Origin of the sequence: Pseudomonas sp. BN411, assembly GCF_029871235.1 — a bacterium.
Classification (GTDB): domain Bacteria; phylum Pseudomonadota; class Gammaproteobacteria; order Pseudomonadales; family Pseudomonadaceae; genus Metapseudomonas.
Map to the genome: position 1 here is coordinate 24,246 of NZ_SSOM01000034.1, position 16,297 is coordinate 40,542.

A 16,297-nucleotide genomic window follows, 5' to 3' on the forward strand; every position below is an offset into this window, starting at 1 on the left:
CGGGCGCGGCGACAGCCCGGAACGGCACAGTAGAACCATCTCCAGTAAGAGGATGGAAGCATGTCCGCCAAGCCCGCAAGCCCCCGCTCGCTGAATGACCAACAGCGATCAGCGCATATTCGTGAAGTGGTGATGGCCCACGGCAACGAGCTGCGCCAGCGCTACCCCGTGCTGAACCACCAGGACGCCATCGGCGCCGGCATCCTCGCCTTCGCCCTGGCCGGCATGCTGGGCTCCGCCCTGCTCTACCTGAACGACCAGATCGCCTGGTGGGCCTGCCTGCTGCTCAACGCCTTCCTAGCCTCGCTGACCCACGAGCTGGAGCACGACCTGATCCACAGCATGTACTTCCGCAAGCGCAAGGTGCCGCACAACCTGATGATGGCGCTGGTCTGGATGGCGCGGCCGAGCACCATCAACCCCTGGGTTCGCCGCCACCTGCACCTCAACCATCACAAGGTGTCCGGTACCGAAACCGACCTGGAAGAACGCGCCATCACCAACGGTGAACCCTGGGGCCTGGCGCGCCTGCTGATGGTGGGGGACAACGTGATGTCCTCGCTGATCCGCATGGGCCGGGCCAAGACCTGGGCGCAGAAACGCAGCATCCTCTGGCGCACCCTGAAGGTCTACGCACCGCTGGCCCTGCTGAACTGGGGCACCTGGTACGTGTTCCTCGGCTTCCACGCCCTCGACACCCTGGCCTGGGCCCTGAATACGCCCATCGCCTGGTCGGCGGGCACCCTGGAGGCGATGAACATCGTCAACATCGCCGTGGTGGTGCTCGTGGGACCGAACGTGCTGCGCACCTTCTGCCTGCACTTCGTCAGCTCCAACATGCACTACTACGGTGACGTCGAACTGGGCAACGTGATCCAGCAGACCCAGGTGCTCAATCCCTGGTGGATGTGGCCGCTGCAGGCTTTCTGCTTCAACTTCGGCAGCACCCACGCCATCCACCATTTCGTAGTCAAGGAACCCTTCTACATCCGTCAGCTGACGGCGCCGGTGGCGCACAGGGTGATGCGCGAGATGGGCGTGCGCTTCAACGACTTCGGCACCTTCGCCCGCGCCAACCGCTGGAACCCGAAGGAGAAGACTGCCGCCCAACCCACCCTTGGTTAGGGCACGGGCGACGCACCGCCGCCCCTATGATCGCGACTGCGCGCGCCCCCGGCGCGCGCCTTTCCCCGAGCACAGCTGCAAGCAAGAGGTAGCGGCATGAAAACCTGGATTTGTGTGGTCTGCGGCCTGATCTACGACGAAACCAAAGGCTGGCCCGAAGAGGGCATCCCCGCCGGCACCGCCTGGAACGACGTACCGGATGACTGGATCTGCCCGGATTGCGGCGTGGGCAAGAACGACTTCGATATGCAGGAAATCTGAGCCCGGCTCGATTCGAGGCTCTCTCGTAGGATGGGTAGAGCGGAGCGAAACCCATCGCACGGTTGATGGGTTTCGCAAGCTCAACCCATCCTACAAGGGGTCAGAAGCGCAGGCTTACCCGCGCCGTCACCCCGTTGTCGCGCGCGTCCTCGGCGTAGGTGCCGTTGTAGAACAGCCCGGCGTAAGCCTGTTCGGTGAGCTGGTAATCCAAGCCCGCATCCAGCCTGAAGGCATCGCGGGTCAGGGCCACGGCGGCGCCGCTCTCATCTTCCAGCCGACTATCGCTGTAGGCATGGCGCCAGCCGGAGCTCATGCGTGCCGTCAGGCGCCGCCCCGAAGCCAGCTCGATACGCGTGGTGCCGCGCAGGCCGAAGGTGCTGTAACCGATCTCGTCGCGTTGGCTGTCGAGGGAGCCCAGCGAATCGCTGTCCAGCCGCACATAGGCCAGCTCGCTGAAACCCTCGGCACTGAAGTCGCGAAAATCCAGCGAGTAGCTGAGTTCGCCGAACACCTGGCCGCTGTCCCCGGCGGCCGCGCGCCGGTCGCCGTCGTGGCCGCTCCAGGCCGCACCCAGCTTCACGCCGATCTGGTTGTAGATCTTGGTACCGGCGTAGACGCCCAGGTGCAGGCTGTGGATATCCGCGTCCTCGCCCGCCACTTCCACCGAACTCGCCGAGTAGCCGCCCAATCCACCCACCAGCCAGTTGCCCAGCTTGCGCTCGCTGCCCAGCAGCCCGCCGCCGATATCCCGCTCCCGACGCGGCGCGCGGTGGTCAGCATCAGTCGAACCGTGGCTGCCGAAGGCCCGCGCCCAAGCCGGCGACTGACCTTCGTCCAGCGGCGGTTCGCGGAAGGAAAAGCGAATCTGCTGGATGCGCTCGGAGGCAGCGTCGCGGAGGAAATGGCTGTCTTCCAGCAGGTAGGCACGGCTGGCGGCGGCGAGGGAGTCGCCGAGGGCCGGCGCGCTCATCAGCAAAGCACAGAGTGCGGCGAAGGCAGCGCGTGACGATCGATCCTGACCCATGACGGGCATCTCCAGCGGGGAATGTGGATAACTCTAGCGTCATGCTGGGCAATTCAATTTCCCGAATCTACTCGCGAGTTTCTGATTTGCCGGAATTTCGCCCCGCTGGCGCAATGGCCACCTGCACACACAGGAGCTTCACCATGCGCCCATCCCTCTCCCCCGGTCTCAACGCCAACGCCTCGATGCTGCTCTGGGCGTTGCTGGTGGCGCTGTCGTTCTTCGCCGCCGCGGAGGTGAATCCCACCCTCGACGCCCTGCCCCTCACCGCCCTACGCCTACTGCTTTCCGGCAGCCTGTTCCTGCCTTTCCTGCTGCTGCGCCGCACCGGTCTCCCCGGCGGTCGTGCGCTACTTGCCCACGCGCTGCTGGGCGGTCTGCTGGCCCTCTATTTCGGCAGCCTGTTCGAAGCCCTGAAGCACACCAAGGCGCTGGATACCGCGCTGCTGTATGTCAGCGTGCCGTTGCTGACCCTCGGTGGCGAACGCCTGCTGCTGCACAAGCCGGTGCTGCAACGCCTGTGGCCGACCCTGGTCGCGGCCTTCGGCGCCTTGGCCCTGCTCGGTCTCGACAATGCCCATTTCGACACCTACGCCTACAGCGTGTACGGCGTCGGCTGCTTCGCCATGGCCCTCTACGGCCCCCTCAGCCAGCGCCTTAAACCCTGGCTCGGCGGCGAGCGCAGCGCCGCCTCCGTGGCCTGCGGCAACCTGCTGGCGGGCGGCCTGCTGCTGGCCCTGGTGAGCACCCTCGGACAACGCTGGGAAGGCCTGCAAGGGATCGCCCTGCGCGACGTCGCCTGGCTGTTCTACCTGGCCCTGACCGCCACCCTGGCCACCTTCTGGCTGCTGCACCGGGCCATCTACTGGCTGCCGCCGGCTACGGTGATCGCCTACAGCTACCTGAGCGGCCTGTTCGCCCTGCTGCTGCAGAGCTTCTGGCTGCATAAAGCACCCGCGCCGCTGGCCTGGGCCGGCGCCGTGCTGATCGTCCTCGGCATGCTCTGGCTGGCGCGCTTGAGCCCGGCGCGCACGGCGGCCGCCTGAGTGCTTGCCATGTCGACTGGCGCGGGTTCTGATGGCGCTCCCGCCCAATGGAACCCGGCCATGCTGCTCGCCAACGGACTGCGCAAGATCGATATCCAGGACCTACTGGTGTTTCTCGAAATCCATGAGCGGCAGCACTTGGGGGACGTGGCGGAAGTACTGAACCTCAGCGCCTCCAGCGTCAGCTACAGCCTGAAGAAACTGCGCAGTACCCTGGACGACGAGTTGTTCATCGCCACCCGCAGCGGCATGCGCCCCACCCGCAAGGCCCTGGCCATGCGCCCTCACGCCCGCGCCATGATCGAGCTGATGAACGCCTGCTTCAGCGAGGCCAATGCCTTCGACCCCAGCCAGGCTCCGCGCACCTTCCGGCTCTGCGCGCCGGAGTATTTCGAGCTGCTGATCCTGCCGCCTTTGCTGCGCCGGCTGAGCGATGCCGGTTACCCGGTCAGCCTTGATGTGCAGCGCCTGGGGCGAGAAATCCCCGCTGAGGCGCTGGTCCATGGCGAACTGGATCTGGCCCTGGGCTTCGGCCCGCACCAGCACCGCGCCCATCCTGGCCTCGTGAGCCTGGCGCTGTTGAAGGACGACCTGCTTTGCGTACGCGCCGCTGGCACCGCTGCTGTGGATAACCTGGATGCCTTCTGTGCGCGGCGCCAGGTATTTCCCACGCCCTGGGACTCGGACCGCAACATGATCGATGGCTGGTTGCAGCAGCAGGGCCGCTCGCGGCAGATCGCCGCCCGGACCAACAACTACCTGGCGGCCTTGCAACTGATCCCCGCCAGCGAGCTGCTGATGGTCATGCCGGCGCGGGTTCACGAACGCCTGGGCGACGCCCGCACCGTCACCAGCCGGCTGCCCGACCTGCCGAGCTTTTCCCTGGAACTCCTCTGGGCGCAGCCTTTCGACCAGGACCCGGCGAATGTCTGGCTGAGGGAGCAGATTCTGAGCGTCTGCGCCGAGCAGTCACTGCTCTAGCCGGTCATCCACCACCCGGCCGAGGAAACTCCGGCTGGCACTCAGCACTTCGGACTGGGTCTCTTCGCGGGCGAGCATGCGCGCCACGACCAATGCACCAACGCACTGGGAAATCAGTGCCCAGGCCAGTTCGCCGTCTTCGAGGATTTCCGCCCAGGCCCGCTGCAACTCCAGCATCCAGTGCTCGGCCTCCTCGCGTACCGTGAAGTCGGCACGGGCGATCTCCGCACCCAGGGTCGGGATGGCACAGCCCGTGTCGGGGTTCTGCAGATGGGCCATGCTCAGGTAATGGTCGAGGCAACGTTCCAGCTTGTCGCGGCAGAAGCCTTCGCCACGCGCCACCTGGCCGATCAGGCTACGGGACAGCTCGCGCTGGACGATGGCGGTGAAGAGGTCGTTCTTCGACGGGAAATGGCTGTAGAAGGCCCCGCCGGTCAGGCCGATTGCCTTCATCAGGCCGTCGACACCGGTGGTGGAAAAACCGCCGCTCTTGGCGATCGAACCGCTGCTTTCCAGCAGCTTCTGGCGGGTTTCTTCCTTGTGGGTGGCTGAGTAACGCACGACGACCTCCGGTGGACTGGCTTGACGCGTTGGCGAGCATAGCATAACGTACGTTCAGCTAACGATCGTTCAGTAAAGGTGAGCAGCATGGCTAGCGAGACCGAAAACAAGAAAGTCGTACTGGTAATTGGTGCGGGCGACGCCACCGGCGGTGCCATCGCCCGGCGCTTCGCCCGCGAGGGCTATGTGGCCTGCGTGACCCGGCGCAGCGCCGACAAGCTGCAGCCGCTGGTGGATGCCATTCGCGCCGACGGTGGTGAGGCCTATGGCTTCGGCTCCGATGCGCGCAAGGAAGAAGACGTCGCCGAGCTGGTGGAAACCATCGAGCGGGACATCGGCCCGATCGAAGCCTTCGTCTTCAACATCGGCGCCAACGTGCCTTGCAGCATCCTCGAAGAGACCGCGCGCAAATACTTCAAGATCTGGGAGATGGCCTGTTTCTCCGGCTTCCTCACCAGCCAGGCGGTGGCCAAGCGCATGGTCACCCGCGGGCGCGGCACCATTCTCTTTACCGGCGCCACCGCTGGCCTGCGTGGCGCCGCTGGCTTTGCCGCCTTCGCCGGTGCCAAGCACGGCATCCGCGCCCTGGCCCAGAGCATGGCGCGCGAGCTGGGACCGAGGAACATCCATGTGGCCCACGTGGTGGTGGACGGCGCCATCGATACCGAATTCATCCGCGAGAGCTTCCCCGAGCGCTATGCACTGAAGGACCAGGACGGCATCCTCGCCCCCGAGCACATCGCCGAGAACTACTGGTATCTGCATAGCCAGCCCCGCGATGCCTGGACGTTCGAGCTGGATCTGCGGCCCTGGATGGAACGCTGGTAATCCCTGGCCGTAGCCGACAACCAACGACGAGAATGCACCCATGACCAAAACGGTCGAATTCTTCTTCGACCTCGGCAGCCCGGCCAGCTACCTGGCCTGGACGCAGCTGCCGGGTATCTGCGCGCGCCATGACGCGACGCTGCGTTACCGCCCGATGCTGCTGGGCGGCGTGTTCCAGGCCACCGGCAACGCGTCCCCGGCCGCAGTCCCGGCCAAGGCCCGCCACACCATGATCGACATGCAGCGCTTCGCCCGTCGCTACGGCGTGACAATGCATTTCAACCCGTACTTCCCCATCAATACCCTGACCCTGATGCGCGGCGCCATCGGCGTGCAGCTGCGCCAGCCGGAACGCTTCGGGGCCTATCTGGACGCCATGTTCCGCGCCCTCTGGCAGGACAAGCGCAACCTCGGCGACCCCGCCGTGGTGGCCGCCGTCCTGCAGGAAGCCGGCTTCGATCCGCAAGCACTGCTGGCCCTGGTGGGCGATCAGGAGGTAAAGGACGCACTGAAGGCTGCCACTGAGGAAGCGGTGAAGCGCGGCGTGTTCGGCGCGCCCACCTGCTTCGTCGGCGAGGAGATGTACTTCGGCCAGGACCGGCTGGACTTCGTCGAGGAGGCGCTGGCCTAGCCGGCAGCGGCCAGATTCGGCAGCGACGCCAGCAAGCTGGCATCCAGGCCGAGCATCCGTGCCGCCTTGTGCCGGGCGAGGCCGCTGGCGTCTTCGCCCTCGGGCAGCTCGGCCGCGAGCTTGGCGATGTGCACGATGAGCGCGTCCTTCGAGTAGACGCCGCCGCCGAGCTGGTAGGCGGCGGCGATCAACTGGCGCAGTTCCAGAGGCAGGCGCCAGCGGGTGCGCAGGGCCGAACCGAAGGGTGCGCCATGGGTGTGCAGTGCGGCGTCGACCTGCTCCTCGGTCAGCCCTTCTCCGCCGTCGTCACGCCAGCTCTGGATGCTACGCAGCACCGCAAGGTCTCCCAGCGAGTGCAGCAACCCAGCGGTGTAACAGCGCTCGCCATCCCCTTCCAGGCATTGCGCCAACCAGCGCGCCAGCTCGGCGGTGCGCTGCGATTGCCGCCAGAGGCGCTCGCCGTGGGGCACCAGCAAGGGATCGGTGAGGTTGACGCTGCGTTGCAGGGCCAGGCCCAGTGCCAGGTTAAGGCTGTGCTGTGGGCCGAGCCGGGACAGGGCCTGGGCAAGGGTCTGGCAGCCGCTGCCCAGGTGTTGGGCGGCACTGTTGGCGGCAGCGATCAGCTGGCCGGTGAGCTGCGGGTCCTGGTGGAACAGCGGCTCCAGTTCGGCAAGGTCGCGCGTGGGGGCATCCAGGGCCAGCCGCAGCGCGTCCAGCACCGTGGTCAGCAGCGGCGCTCCCGCGGAGGATTCACGCGCCTCGGCCAGGTAGTCGTCCAGTGCTTGCCCGGTGGAGCTGGACGGCACTGGGCAGGCGACCTCCTCACCCGGTTCCAGCAGCAGGTTGCGCAGGCGCTTCAACAGGTCTTCGGCGTTGAATGGCTTGGCCAGGTAGGCGGTGGGGGCCAACGGCAGGGCGGCGCGAACGCTGGCCGCATCCACGCGTTCGGTGATAAGGAAAAATGGCACGGGCGGATGGCGCCGCTGGCGGCGCACTTCCCGCAGCAGCTCCAGTCCGCCGATGCCGGGCAGGCCATAGTCGACGATCAGCAGGTCAGGCCAACCGGTGCTGCAATGCTCTAGCACGCTAAGGCTGTCCTGCAGCACCACCAATTGGGCATCGCAGCGCGCCTTGCGCACCAGCGCAACAAGCAGCTCGGCGCTCCAGCGATCGGGGTCGGCTATCAGCACCCTGGGTGCCTGTTCCATATCAGCCATGCGTGGCGATCCTGTTCCGCTCAACTCCCGGAAATTTCCTGTACCGCTCGTACAACTGCAACGAGCATTTCAGCAGACTAGACAATGCCGGGGCTGGCACGCCAGCCCGGACGGCATCAGGACAGCAGGCGTCCCGGCAACCGTTCCAGCAGTGCGGCGTCAAGACGCAGCAGTCGGGCCGCGCGCTCGTCCGTCAGGCTCGCCGGGGTTTCGCCATGGGGCAGGCGCAGCAGCGCGGCGCAGAGGTTGAGCACCAGGGCTTCGCGGGAGAACACTCCGGCGCCCAGGCCGTGGAACGCAGCCACCAGCTCACGCAGGCCGAAGGGCAGGCGCCAGCGGATGCGCAGGGCCGAACCGAAGCCCGCCGACCGCCGCTGCATCACGTCCTGCAGCTCCTCGTTACCCAGGTTGCCGCCGGCGTCCTGCCAATCCTGCAGGCTGCGCAGCAGGGCCAGTTCGCCCATGTTGTGCAGTAGCCCGGCGGTGTAGCAGAGCTCGGCATCCAGCTCCAGTTCGCTGGCCACCCAGTAGGCCAGCTCGGCGCTGCGCTGGGCGGCCTGCCAGACCAGGTCGGCCAGCTCCGACAGGCGCGGGTCACGCAACCGGGCATTACGCTCCAGGGCCATGCCGAGCACGAGGTTGAGCACGCGGGTGACGCCCAGCCGCTGCATGGCCTGGGCCAGGGTCTGGCAGGGCATGCCGAGATGCTGGGCCGCGCTGTTGGCAGCAGCGATCAGCCGAGCAGTGATCTGTGGGTCGCGGGAGAAGATTTCATCAAGATCGCGCAGGTCGAGTTGATCCGCCTGCAGGCACTGGCTCACGGCGTCGCGGACATCGTCCAGCAAGGGCGCTCCCTGGCCCTCTTCGCGAACGCTGTCCAGGTATTCCTTCAGGCTGCTCATCAGCAAGGCCGGCGTCTGCTGGCCCATTGTGCCGTCACCGGCGGGCAACAGGGCGCCGAGACGCTTGCGCAGCTTGGCGGCGTTGAAGGGTTTGCCGAGGTACGCCGATGGCGCCAGCGGCCGCACGGCACGCACGCTGGCCGCATCGACGCGGGCGCTGATCAGCACGAAAGGCAGGGCCGGCGTGCGCGGATGGCGGCGCAATTGGCGCAGCAGTTCCACCCCATCGATCCCACCCAGCTCGCCGTCGGCAATCACCAGATCCGGCAGCCGCCGCTTGCAGCGGGCCAGGGCTTCGCAGCCGTCGGCCACCTGCACCACGCGGACATCACCGCGAATATCCAGGACCAGTTGCGCCAGCAGATCCGACGTCCAGGGATCGGCCTCGGCAATCAGGACTTCCGGAACCTGGGCGGCGGCGGGCATGGATACCTCGAATAGCGGGTGGGTCGTCCGTGACAAACCCTGCGCAGGGCCAGGAATTGGCTGAAGGAGGGGGAGGATCTGTCGTCATGAAATTGCGGCGGGCAGTCTAATCCGCGGCCTGCACGCTGGAAAGTGGTGTAGACCAAGGTTGAACGCAGCGCAGGAAAGTTCGAGCGGGGCACCACCGCCCTTCCCGGAGGGCGTTATCCACGCTGCGCGAAGCTTCGCCCACGCCTGTAGGGGTGAATTCATTCGCCAAGCAGGCCGAAGGTCTGCCAGCAATCAATTCGCGCAGGCAAAAAAAGACCCGCCGAAGCGGGTCTTTTTTCACTACCTGGGGAATCAGGCCAGTTCGTCGAAGCACTCGGCGACAATGGCGATGCCCTTGTCCAGTTGTGCGTCGGGAATGGTGACCGGCATCAGGAAGCGGATGACGTTGTAGTAGGTGCCGCAAGACAGCAGGATCAGGCCCTTGTCGCGAGCCTTGGCCACGATCTTGCCAACCAGTTCGGCAGCCGGCTTGCTTTCGTCGCCGCCTTCGAACAGCTCGATGGCAACCATCGAACCCAGGCCACGAACGTCGCCGATGACCTTGTGCTTGGCTGCGATTTCACGCAGGCCGGCCTTCAGGCGCTCGCCTACAGCCTGGCTGCGCTCCAGCAGTTTCTCTTCGTCGAACACTTTCAGCACGGCCAGGGCCGCGGCGCAAGCGATCGGGCTGCCGGCATAAGTGCCGCCCAGGCCGCCGGGAGCGATGCTGTCCATGACTTCGGCCTTGCCGACGACGCCGGAGATCGGGAAGCCACCGCCAACGGACTTGGCGAAGGTGGTCAGATCAGGCACGACGCCCAGTTGCTCGGTGGCGAAGAAGGTGCCGGTACGGCCAGCGCCAGTCTGCACTTCGTCGGCGATCAGCAGGATGCCGTGCTGGTCGCACAGGGCGCGCAGGCGCTGCATGAAGGCCTTGGAGTTGACGTAGAAGCCACCTTCGCCCTGAACCGGCTCGATGATGATGGCAGCGATGTCCTGCGGCTGGGCATCGTTCTTGAAGATGCGCTCGATGCTGGCGATGGAGTCGTCTTCGCTCACGCCGTGCAGTTCGCACGGAGCCAGGGCACGGAACACACCGCCCGGCATCAGGCCCATGCCGGCGGAGTACGGAACCACCTTGCCGGTCAGGGACAGGGTCATCATGGTGCGGCCGTGGTAGGCGCCGGTGAAGGCGATCACGCCAGCGCGGCCGGTGGCGGCACGGGCGATCTTCACGGCGTTTTCAACGGCTTCGGAGCCGGAGGTCACCAGCAGGGTCTTCTTGGCGAAGTCACCCGGTACGCGCTTGGCGATCTCTTCGCAGAGCTCGATGTAGGGTTCGTAGGCCAGAACCTGGAAGCAGGTGTGGGACAGCTTGGTCAGCTGCTCCTGAACGGCCTCGATCACCTTCGGGTGCAGGTGGCCGGTGTTCAGTACGGCAATACCGCCGGCGAAGTCGATGTACTCACGACCGTCGACGTCCCAGACGGTGGCGTTTTCGGCGCGCTCGGCGACGATCGGGTGGATCTGGCTGACACCGCGGGCAACGGCTGCGGCACGGCGTTTCAGCAGGGATTCGTTCTTGCTCATAAGTTCCTCACGGCCGCTCATCGGGCGGCTCAGTCTCAAGGATGAATGCCCCCGGTAGGGGCCGTCGCAGCATACGATGATCGACTGCGAAGGCTTGCCGGAGGCCCGTTTCTTCATGGGTGGAGCTGGGGCGCCGCGCGCTCTTTCGCGCCTTGCCCCGTCTTTGGATCAGATACCGCCGAGGCAGAGATACTTGATCTCCAGGTAGTCCTCGATGCCGTATTTGGAACCTTCGCGGCCCAGGCCAGAGGCCTTCACGCCGCCGAAGGGCGCCACTTCGTTGGAGATCAGGCCGGTGTTGATACCCACCATGCCGTACTCCAGCGCCTCAGCCACGCGGAACACGCGGCCCAGGTCACGGGCGTAGAAATAGGAAGCCAGGCCGAATTCGGTGTCGTTCGCCATGGCGATGACATCGGCCTCGTCCTTGAAGCGGAACAGCGGAGCCAGCGGGCCGAAGGTTTCTTCCTTGGCCACGGCGGCGTTCTTCGGCACGTCGACCAGGATGGTCGGCTCGAAGAAGGTGCCACCCAGGCTGTGTGGCTTGCCACCGGCGAGCAGCTTGGCGCCCTTGGAAACGGCGTCGGCGATGTGCTCCTGGACCTTGGCCACGGCTTTCTCGTCGATCAGCGGGCCGGTGGTGGTGCCGTCTTCCAGGCCATTACCGATCTTCAGCTTGGCCACGGCGGCCTTCAGCTTCTCGGCGAAGGCGTCGTAGATGCCGTCCTGCACGTACAGGCGGTTGGCGCAGACGCAGGTCTGGCCGTTATTGCGGTACTTGGAGATCAGCGCGCCTTCTACGGCGGCGTCGAGGTCCGCGTCATCGAAAACGATGAAGGGTGCGTTGCCGCCCAGCTCCAGGGAAACCTTCTTGATGTCCTTGGCGCATTCAGCCATCAGCTGGCGACCGATCTCGGTGGAGCCGGTGAAGGACAGCTTGCGAACGACCGGGTTGCTGGTCAGCTCGCCGCCGACTTCGCCAGCGCTGCCGGTGACCACGCTCAGGACGCCTTTCGGGATGCCGGCGCGCTCGGCCAGTTCGACCAGGGCCAGGGCAGAGAAGGGGGTCTGGGAAGCAGGCTTGATCACCATGGTGCAACCGGCGGCCAGAGCCGGGCCGGCCTTGCGGGTGATCATCGCGGACGGGAAGTTCCACGGGGTGATCGCAGCGGTCACACCGATGGGCTGCTTGATCACGATCAGGCGCTTGTCGGGCTGGTGGCCGGGGATCACGTCACCGTATACGCGCTTGGCTTCTTCAGCGAACCACTCGATGAAGGAAGCGGCGTAGGCGATCTCGCCCTTGGCTTCGGCCAGCGGCTTGCCCTGCTCGATGGTCATCAGGCGGCCGAGGTCGTCCTGGTTCTCCATCATCAGTTCGAACCAGCGACGCAGCTTGTTGGCGCGTTCCTTGGCGGTCAGCGCACGCCAGGCCGGCAGAGCACGCTCGGCAGCCTCGATGGCGCGGCGGGTCTCAGCGGTGCCCATCTTCGGCACGCTGCCGATGATTTCGCCAGTGGCCGGGTTGTTGACCTTGATGGTCTGGCCACTGTCGGCGTCCAGCCAGGTGCCGTCGATATAGGCTTGCTGGCGGAACAGCTTGGCGTCTTTCAATTGCATCTCTGTCTCCTTCACACCGGCGCTGCACGGGCCCCGGGGCAGGTTGTTGTTCTTCAGCCAATACAGGATTGGCCAGGACGGAGTGATTGGAACGGCCCGGCTTCTGGTAAGGCGAGGGGGCGTTTGAAATCTCAAACGGAATCCTAGGGTGCCGAAAACCTGAGGGCAATAGCCCGTTCGATAAAATCAACAAAAAGTCGTTACTGTTTGTCGAAATCCTGATCAAAGATGACCCCAAGCGGCACCATCGTTCAACATCACGAACAAAGGAACCCGCATGGACGCCAAGCCCTGACATCGGTATTATTGCGCCCCCATAAGCATCCGTAGCTCAGCTGGATAGAGTACTGCCCTCCGAAGGCAGGGGTCGTGGGTTCGAATCCCGCCGGGTGCGCCATATACGAGAAGGCCCCAGGAGAAATCCTGGGGCCTTTTTCGTTTTCGGATATATCCGATGTCATGAACCGACAGGGGCGACCTACCTGTAGACCCGGACGCGGATGCTAGCGGTGCCGAAGCCCGGCAGGATGCCGTCGGGGATTACGGGAATTGGCTGGATCAGTAGTCGCCGCGTTTGCGGAACGCCCAGCGCCCGGCCAGTACCGTGAAGGTGGCCACCAGCGCCACCAGCACCCAAAAGCCGTGGGGATCGCCCGCCAGGGGAACGCCACCGACGTTCATGCCGAAGAAGCCGGCGATGATGTTGATCGGCAGGGCGAGCACGGTAACCATCGTCAGGGTGAAGAGCGTGCGGTTGGTCTGTTCGTTGAGCTTGGCGGCGATCTCTTCCTGCAGGAGCTTGATGCGCTCGCCGAGGCTGGTGAGGTCGCTGATGATCAGCGTGAACTCTTCGGTGGCAGCACGCAGCTGCTGTACGTCCCGCTCCCTAAGCCACTCAGGGGGCCGATTGAGCAACCGCAGCAGAGAGCCCGGCTCCAACGCCAGCAGCCGCTGCAGGCGCACCAGGACGCGGCGCATGGCGCTCAGCTCGGCGCGATTGTCGGCAAGGCGCTGGGAGAGCATCTGGTCTTCGATACGGTCGACGTTCATACCGGCCTCCCGAACGATCTGGGTGAGCAGGTCACCCTGGTCGCGCAGCAGGTGGACCAGCAGCTCGATCGGCGAGCTGAAGCGTTCGCCCTTCTTCACCGAGGAGCGCAGCTTGTCCACCGAGTGCAGCGGTTGCAGCCGCGCGCTCACCAGCAGGCGACTGCGCGCACAGGCCCAGAGGGTGGACACGTCCGAGGAAACCATCCCGAAGTTGAAGACCACGTCGTTGACCACGGCCAGCAGGGCGGCCTCGACGTGTTCGATCCGTGTGGAGCGCGAGCCTTCTCGCAGGGTCTCGAAGAAGGATTCCGGCAGGTCCAGGTTGACCTTCATCCAGCGCTCGCACGCCGCATGGGCCAGGTTGAGATGCAGCCAGAGGAATTCATCAGGCGAACGTGGATTGTGCAGGCAGCGCAGCGCCTCGGCCGAGTCGACTTCCTGGCCCGACTCCCCCGGACGGAACACGAAGCCATAGAGCAGACCGTGGAGGTCGGCGTCCTGGGGACCTGAAAGCATGCCGAGATTCATGCGTGCGCGTGCGGATGGACGCTCAGCAATGCCGGGCGCCGCCATGCATCAGTCCGTGCAGCAGGCCGAAACGCAATCCCGGCTCGGAGGGGAACATTTCCTCGATGCCGAATACCTTGAACGCGGCCAGCATAACGGCCAATCCACCTGGGAGCGTGCCAAGCCGGTGTGTCTGAAGCCCATCCAGCTTCAAGCGCTTGACCTGGCCCGCCTCAAGCAGTTGCAGCGACAGGCGCAGCAGCCCGGTATAGGTGATGCCATCACGACTGCCGTCGTTGAGTTCATTGGCCTTGAGTACCTTGGCCAGCATGCGCGCCGTGCCAGAGGAGCCGACAGCGATGTGCCAGCCATGCTGGCGCACTTGTCGGGCCGCGCGAGCAAACTGCATGCAGGCAGCCTGTTCGGCCGCCTGGAGGGATCGGCTGTCGACGCGCCCGTCGTAGAAGTAGCGTTTACCGAAGGCGCCGCTTCCCACGGCAACGCTTTCGGTGAAGATCGGCTGACTTCCACGGCCAATGATCAGCTCGGTGGAGCCACCCCCGATATCGACCACCAGGCGGGTGGTGGATTCGCACGGCATGGTATGGGCGATGCCGGCGTAGACAAGCGTGGCTTCTTCCTGACCGGAGATGACGTCGATGGGGAATCCCAGGCGCGCTTCGGCCCCCACTAGGAAGGTCGAAGCATTCCTGGCCTGGCGGACGGCGCTGGTGGCTACGGCACGCACGCGCGCCTCCTCGAAGCCACGCAGGCGCTTACCGAATCGCTCCAGGGCCTGCCAGCCACGCTCCAGTGCGCGCGGGTCGAGGGCGTTGTCCTGCAGGCCTTCGGCGAGACGAACGGGTTCGCGGAGCGTTTTGATCTTCTCGATGACCAGGCGCTTATCCCGAAGCACTCGCTGGCCGATCATCATGCGAAACGCATTGGAGCCGAGATCCACGGCGGCAAACAGCGAAGCATCGCCTTTCATGCAGAGAGTCCCTGTCTGGCTGGCAAGCGGGCGACTACGGCGGCCACCCGTGAGCATATAAAAAGGATGGGAAATGGTGCCGCGCAGCCCATGACACTTCGATGACAGGCCAGGGAGAAGCTGCCAGGTGGCGGGGAAGGACTCTGCGGGTGAAGACAGCGGGCCAGGCGAGTGGCTGGCCCGTCGACTCAGGCGAGGGGACTAACAGCGCAGGGTACTGAAGCTAGATGCGTCAGCCCGCCAGCTCTCTGCAGAGGTCCTGGACCAGCCAGCTTTCGACATCAGCCTGGGAAAGCCCAAGCCCGATCAGGCTGAACAGCTTGCCCAGGGCGGCTTCCCGGGTCATCCCGGCGCAGGAAACCAGCCCGGCACTGGCCAGCAGGCTGCCAGCGGCATAGATGTCGAACTCGACAGATCCTTCGGGGCATTGGCTGATCGCCGCCAGCACCACGCCCCGCGCGTGAGCATCCTTCAAGGCAGCAAGCAACTCGGCATTGTCGGATGGGCCGGTACCACTGCCGTAGCATTCCAGCAGCAAGCCCTGGACGCCCGTTTCCAGTGTTGCGCGCAGCTGGGCCGCGCCTAGGCCTGGATACAGCGGCTGTACTGCCAATACCGCCGGACGACGCGGGTGGCGATAGTTGAGGGCATCAGGAACGCTGTTGGCGCGAATGCCACGTGCCGGTCGCCGTGATTCAGTGAAGGCGTCGAAGGCGTCGCTCTTCTGCTTGCCAGCCCGTGTACCCGGCAATAGGTGGCCATTGAAATAGAGGTACACACCAGACTCGATGCCGGTATGAAGCCGCTCCAGAGCGCCGAAGAGATTAGGCCAGGCATCGCCACCTTCGACGCCTGCTGGCTGCATGGATCCGGTCAGTACCACCGGCACGGGCAACCCCAAGAGCAGGAAGGAAAGGCTAGCGGCGCTATAGGCCAGGGTATCCGTGCCGTGCAGGAGCAGGACGGCATCGCAGCCTTCCTTTTCCACGCCCTCGACAATCGCATCCCGCATTTGCAGCCAGTTGGCCTGGGTCATATTGGCGCTGTCGAGGATTGGTGACAGCTCGCGGAATATCCAATCAGGAACGAGACGCTCAGGGTGTGCAGCCTGCTCGGCTCTCAGCCGCACCTCGAAGCCGGAAGCGGGTGCGAGGCCTGCGTCGGTCATCTGCATGCCGATGGTGCCCCCGGTATAGAGCACCAGGAGCTTGCGGGAGGGGGACATGGTTTCTCCGTTCTTGTTGTACTGCAGTCCCAGCCATCCTAATCCCGCTCGGCGCCTTGGCCTACGGGCTTTTGGTTGTATTTCGCGAGCTTGAATTTTCTTGCGCGCAAAGACAAACCCCCGACACGCCTGGGCGTATCGGGGGTTTGGGATAGAAGCTTGACGATGACCTACTCTCACATGGAGAAGCTCCACACTACCATCGGCGATGCGTCGTTTCACTGCTGAGTTCGGGATGGGATCAGGTGGTTCCAACGCTCTATGGTCGTCAAGCAATTCGGT

Annotated in this window: 15 protein-coding genes, 1 tRNA gene and 1 rRNA gene; 7 read left to right on the top strand and 10 right to left on the bottom strand. The window is 65.1% G+C overall.

Annotation, left to right across the window (positions count from 1 at the left end; all coding sequences use genetic code 11):
* Positions 1-60 precede the first annotated feature (60 nt).
* Both E8F06_RS04055 and E8F06_RS04060 read left to right on the top strand, forming a co-directional pair.
* Entirely contained in the window at positions 61-1,125 is a 1,065-nt protein-coding gene (locus E8F06_RS04055; protein ID WP_280364485.1) for a fatty acid desaturase, read from the top strand.
* 96 nt (positions 1,126-1,221) lie between these two features.
* Positions 1,222-1,386, top strand: a complete 165-nt coding sequence (locus tag E8F06_RS04060) for a rubredoxin (RefSeq protein ID WP_280364487.1) — start codon at positions 1,222-1,224, stop codon at positions 1,384-1,386.
* Between the two features lie 100 nt (positions 1,387-1,486).
* Here the strand turns inward: E8F06_RS04060 and E8F06_RS04065 are convergent, their stop codons facing one another.
* Positions 1,487-2,410 (bottom strand): autotransporter domain-containing protein, encoded by a 924-nt coding sequence (locus tag E8F06_RS04065; protein WP_280364489.1) that lies wholly within the window; start codon positions 2,408-2,410, stop codon positions 1,487-1,489.
* A 143-nt stretch (positions 2,411-2,553) separates the two neighbouring features.
* Here E8F06_RS04065 and E8F06_RS04070 point away from each other — a divergent pair, with 143 nt between their 5' ends.
* Together E8F06_RS04070 and E8F06_RS04075 are read left to right on the top strand one after the other, a co-directional pair.
* Positions 2,554-3,456 (top strand): DMT family transporter, encoded by a 903-nt coding sequence (locus E8F06_RS04070; RefSeq protein WP_280364491.1) that lies wholly within the window; start codon positions 2,554-2,556, stop codon positions 3,454-3,456.
* A gap of 60 nt (positions 3,457-3,516) precedes the next feature.
* A complete protein-coding gene (locus E8F06_RS04075) occupies positions 3,517-4,437 on the top strand; it encodes a LysR family transcriptional regulator (protein ID WP_280364493.1) in 921 nt (306 codons plus the stop codon).
* Here E8F06_RS04075 and E8F06_RS04080 read toward each other — a convergent pair.
* Complete coding sequence (locus E8F06_RS04080) at positions 4,426-4,998, bottom strand: TetR/AcrR family transcriptional regulator (RefSeq protein ID WP_280364494.1); 573 nt, start codon at positions 4,996-4,998, stop codon at positions 4,426-4,428. The two genes, E8F06_RS04075 and E8F06_RS04080, sit on opposite strands and share 12 nt — an antisense overlap.
* 87 nt (positions 4,999-5,085) lie before the next feature.
* Between E8F06_RS04080 and E8F06_RS04085 the strand changes: the two genes are divergently transcribed.
* Together E8F06_RS04085 and E8F06_RS04090 are read left to right on the top strand one after the other, a co-directional pair.
* A complete protein-coding gene (locus E8F06_RS04085; RefSeq protein WP_280364496.1) occupies positions 5,086-5,826 on the top strand; it encodes an SDR family oxidoreductase in 741 nt (246 codons plus the stop codon).
* A 40-nt stretch (positions 5,827-5,866) separates the two neighbouring features.
* A complete protein-coding gene (locus E8F06_RS04090) occupies positions 5,867-6,457 on the top strand; it encodes a 2-hydroxychromene-2-carboxylate isomerase (RefSeq protein ID WP_280364498.1) in 591 nt (196 codons plus the stop codon).
* Here E8F06_RS04090 and E8F06_RS04095 read toward each other — a convergent pair.
* The 4 genes from E8F06_RS04095 to gabD all read right to left on the bottom strand — a co-directional run bounded on the left by E8F06_RS04095 (position 6,454) and on the right by gabD (position 12,242).
* Positions 6,454-7,674, bottom strand: a complete 1,221-nt coding sequence (locus E8F06_RS04095; RefSeq protein WP_280364500.1) for an HDOD domain-containing protein — start codon at positions 7,672-7,674, stop codon at positions 6,454-6,456. The two genes, E8F06_RS04090 and E8F06_RS04095, sit on opposite strands and share 4 nt — an antisense overlap.
* A gap of 116 nt (positions 7,675-7,790) precedes the next feature.
* Positions 7,791-9,002, bottom strand: a complete 1,212-nt coding sequence (locus E8F06_RS04100; protein ID WP_280364502.1) for an HDOD domain-containing protein — start codon at positions 9,000-9,002, stop codon at positions 7,791-7,793.
* A gap of 342 nt (positions 9,003-9,344) precedes the next feature.
* Positions 9,345-10,622: a 4-aminobutyrate--2-oxoglutarate transaminase gene (gabT, locus tag E8F06_RS04105; RefSeq protein ID WP_280364505.1), complete on the bottom strand. Its 1,278-nt coding sequence runs from the start codon at positions 10,620-10,622 to the stop codon at positions 9,345-9,347.
* Between the two features lie 168 nt (positions 10,623-10,790).
* Entirely contained in the window at positions 10,791-12,242 is a 1,452-nt protein-coding gene (gene gabD, locus E8F06_RS04110) for an NADP-dependent succinate-semialdehyde dehydrogenase (RefSeq protein WP_190834870.1), read from the bottom strand.
* Between the two features lie 320 nt (positions 12,243-12,562).
* On the opposite strand from gabD, the gene E8F06_RS04115 reads away from it, so the two are divergent.
* Positions 12,563-12,639, top strand: a tRNA-Arg gene (locus E8F06_RS04115).
* 161 nt (positions 12,640-12,800) lie between these two features.
* Here E8F06_RS04115 and E8F06_RS04120 read toward each other — a convergent pair.
* From E8F06_RS04120 to rrf, 4 genes are all read right to left on the bottom strand, one after another.
* A complete protein-coding gene (locus E8F06_RS04120) occupies positions 12,801-13,820 on the bottom strand; it encodes a transporter (protein WP_280364511.1) in 1,020 nt (339 codons plus the stop codon).
* Positions 13,821-13,842: 22 nt separating this feature from the next.
* Positions 13,843-14,790 (bottom strand): Ppx/GppA family phosphatase, encoded by a 948-nt coding sequence (locus tag E8F06_RS04125; RefSeq protein WP_280364514.1) that lies wholly within the window; start codon positions 14,788-14,790, stop codon positions 13,843-13,845.
* Positions 14,791-15,022: 232 nt separating this feature from the next.
* Complete coding sequence (locus E8F06_RS04130) at positions 15,023-16,015, bottom strand: asparaginase (RefSeq protein WP_280364516.1); 993 nt, start codon at positions 16,013-16,015, stop codon at positions 15,023-15,025.
* A 157-nt stretch (positions 16,016-16,172) separates the two neighbouring features.
* A 5S ribosomal RNA gene (gene rrf, locus E8F06_RS04135) occupies positions 16,173-16,288 on the bottom strand.
* Positions 16,289-16,297 lie beyond the last annotated feature (9 nt).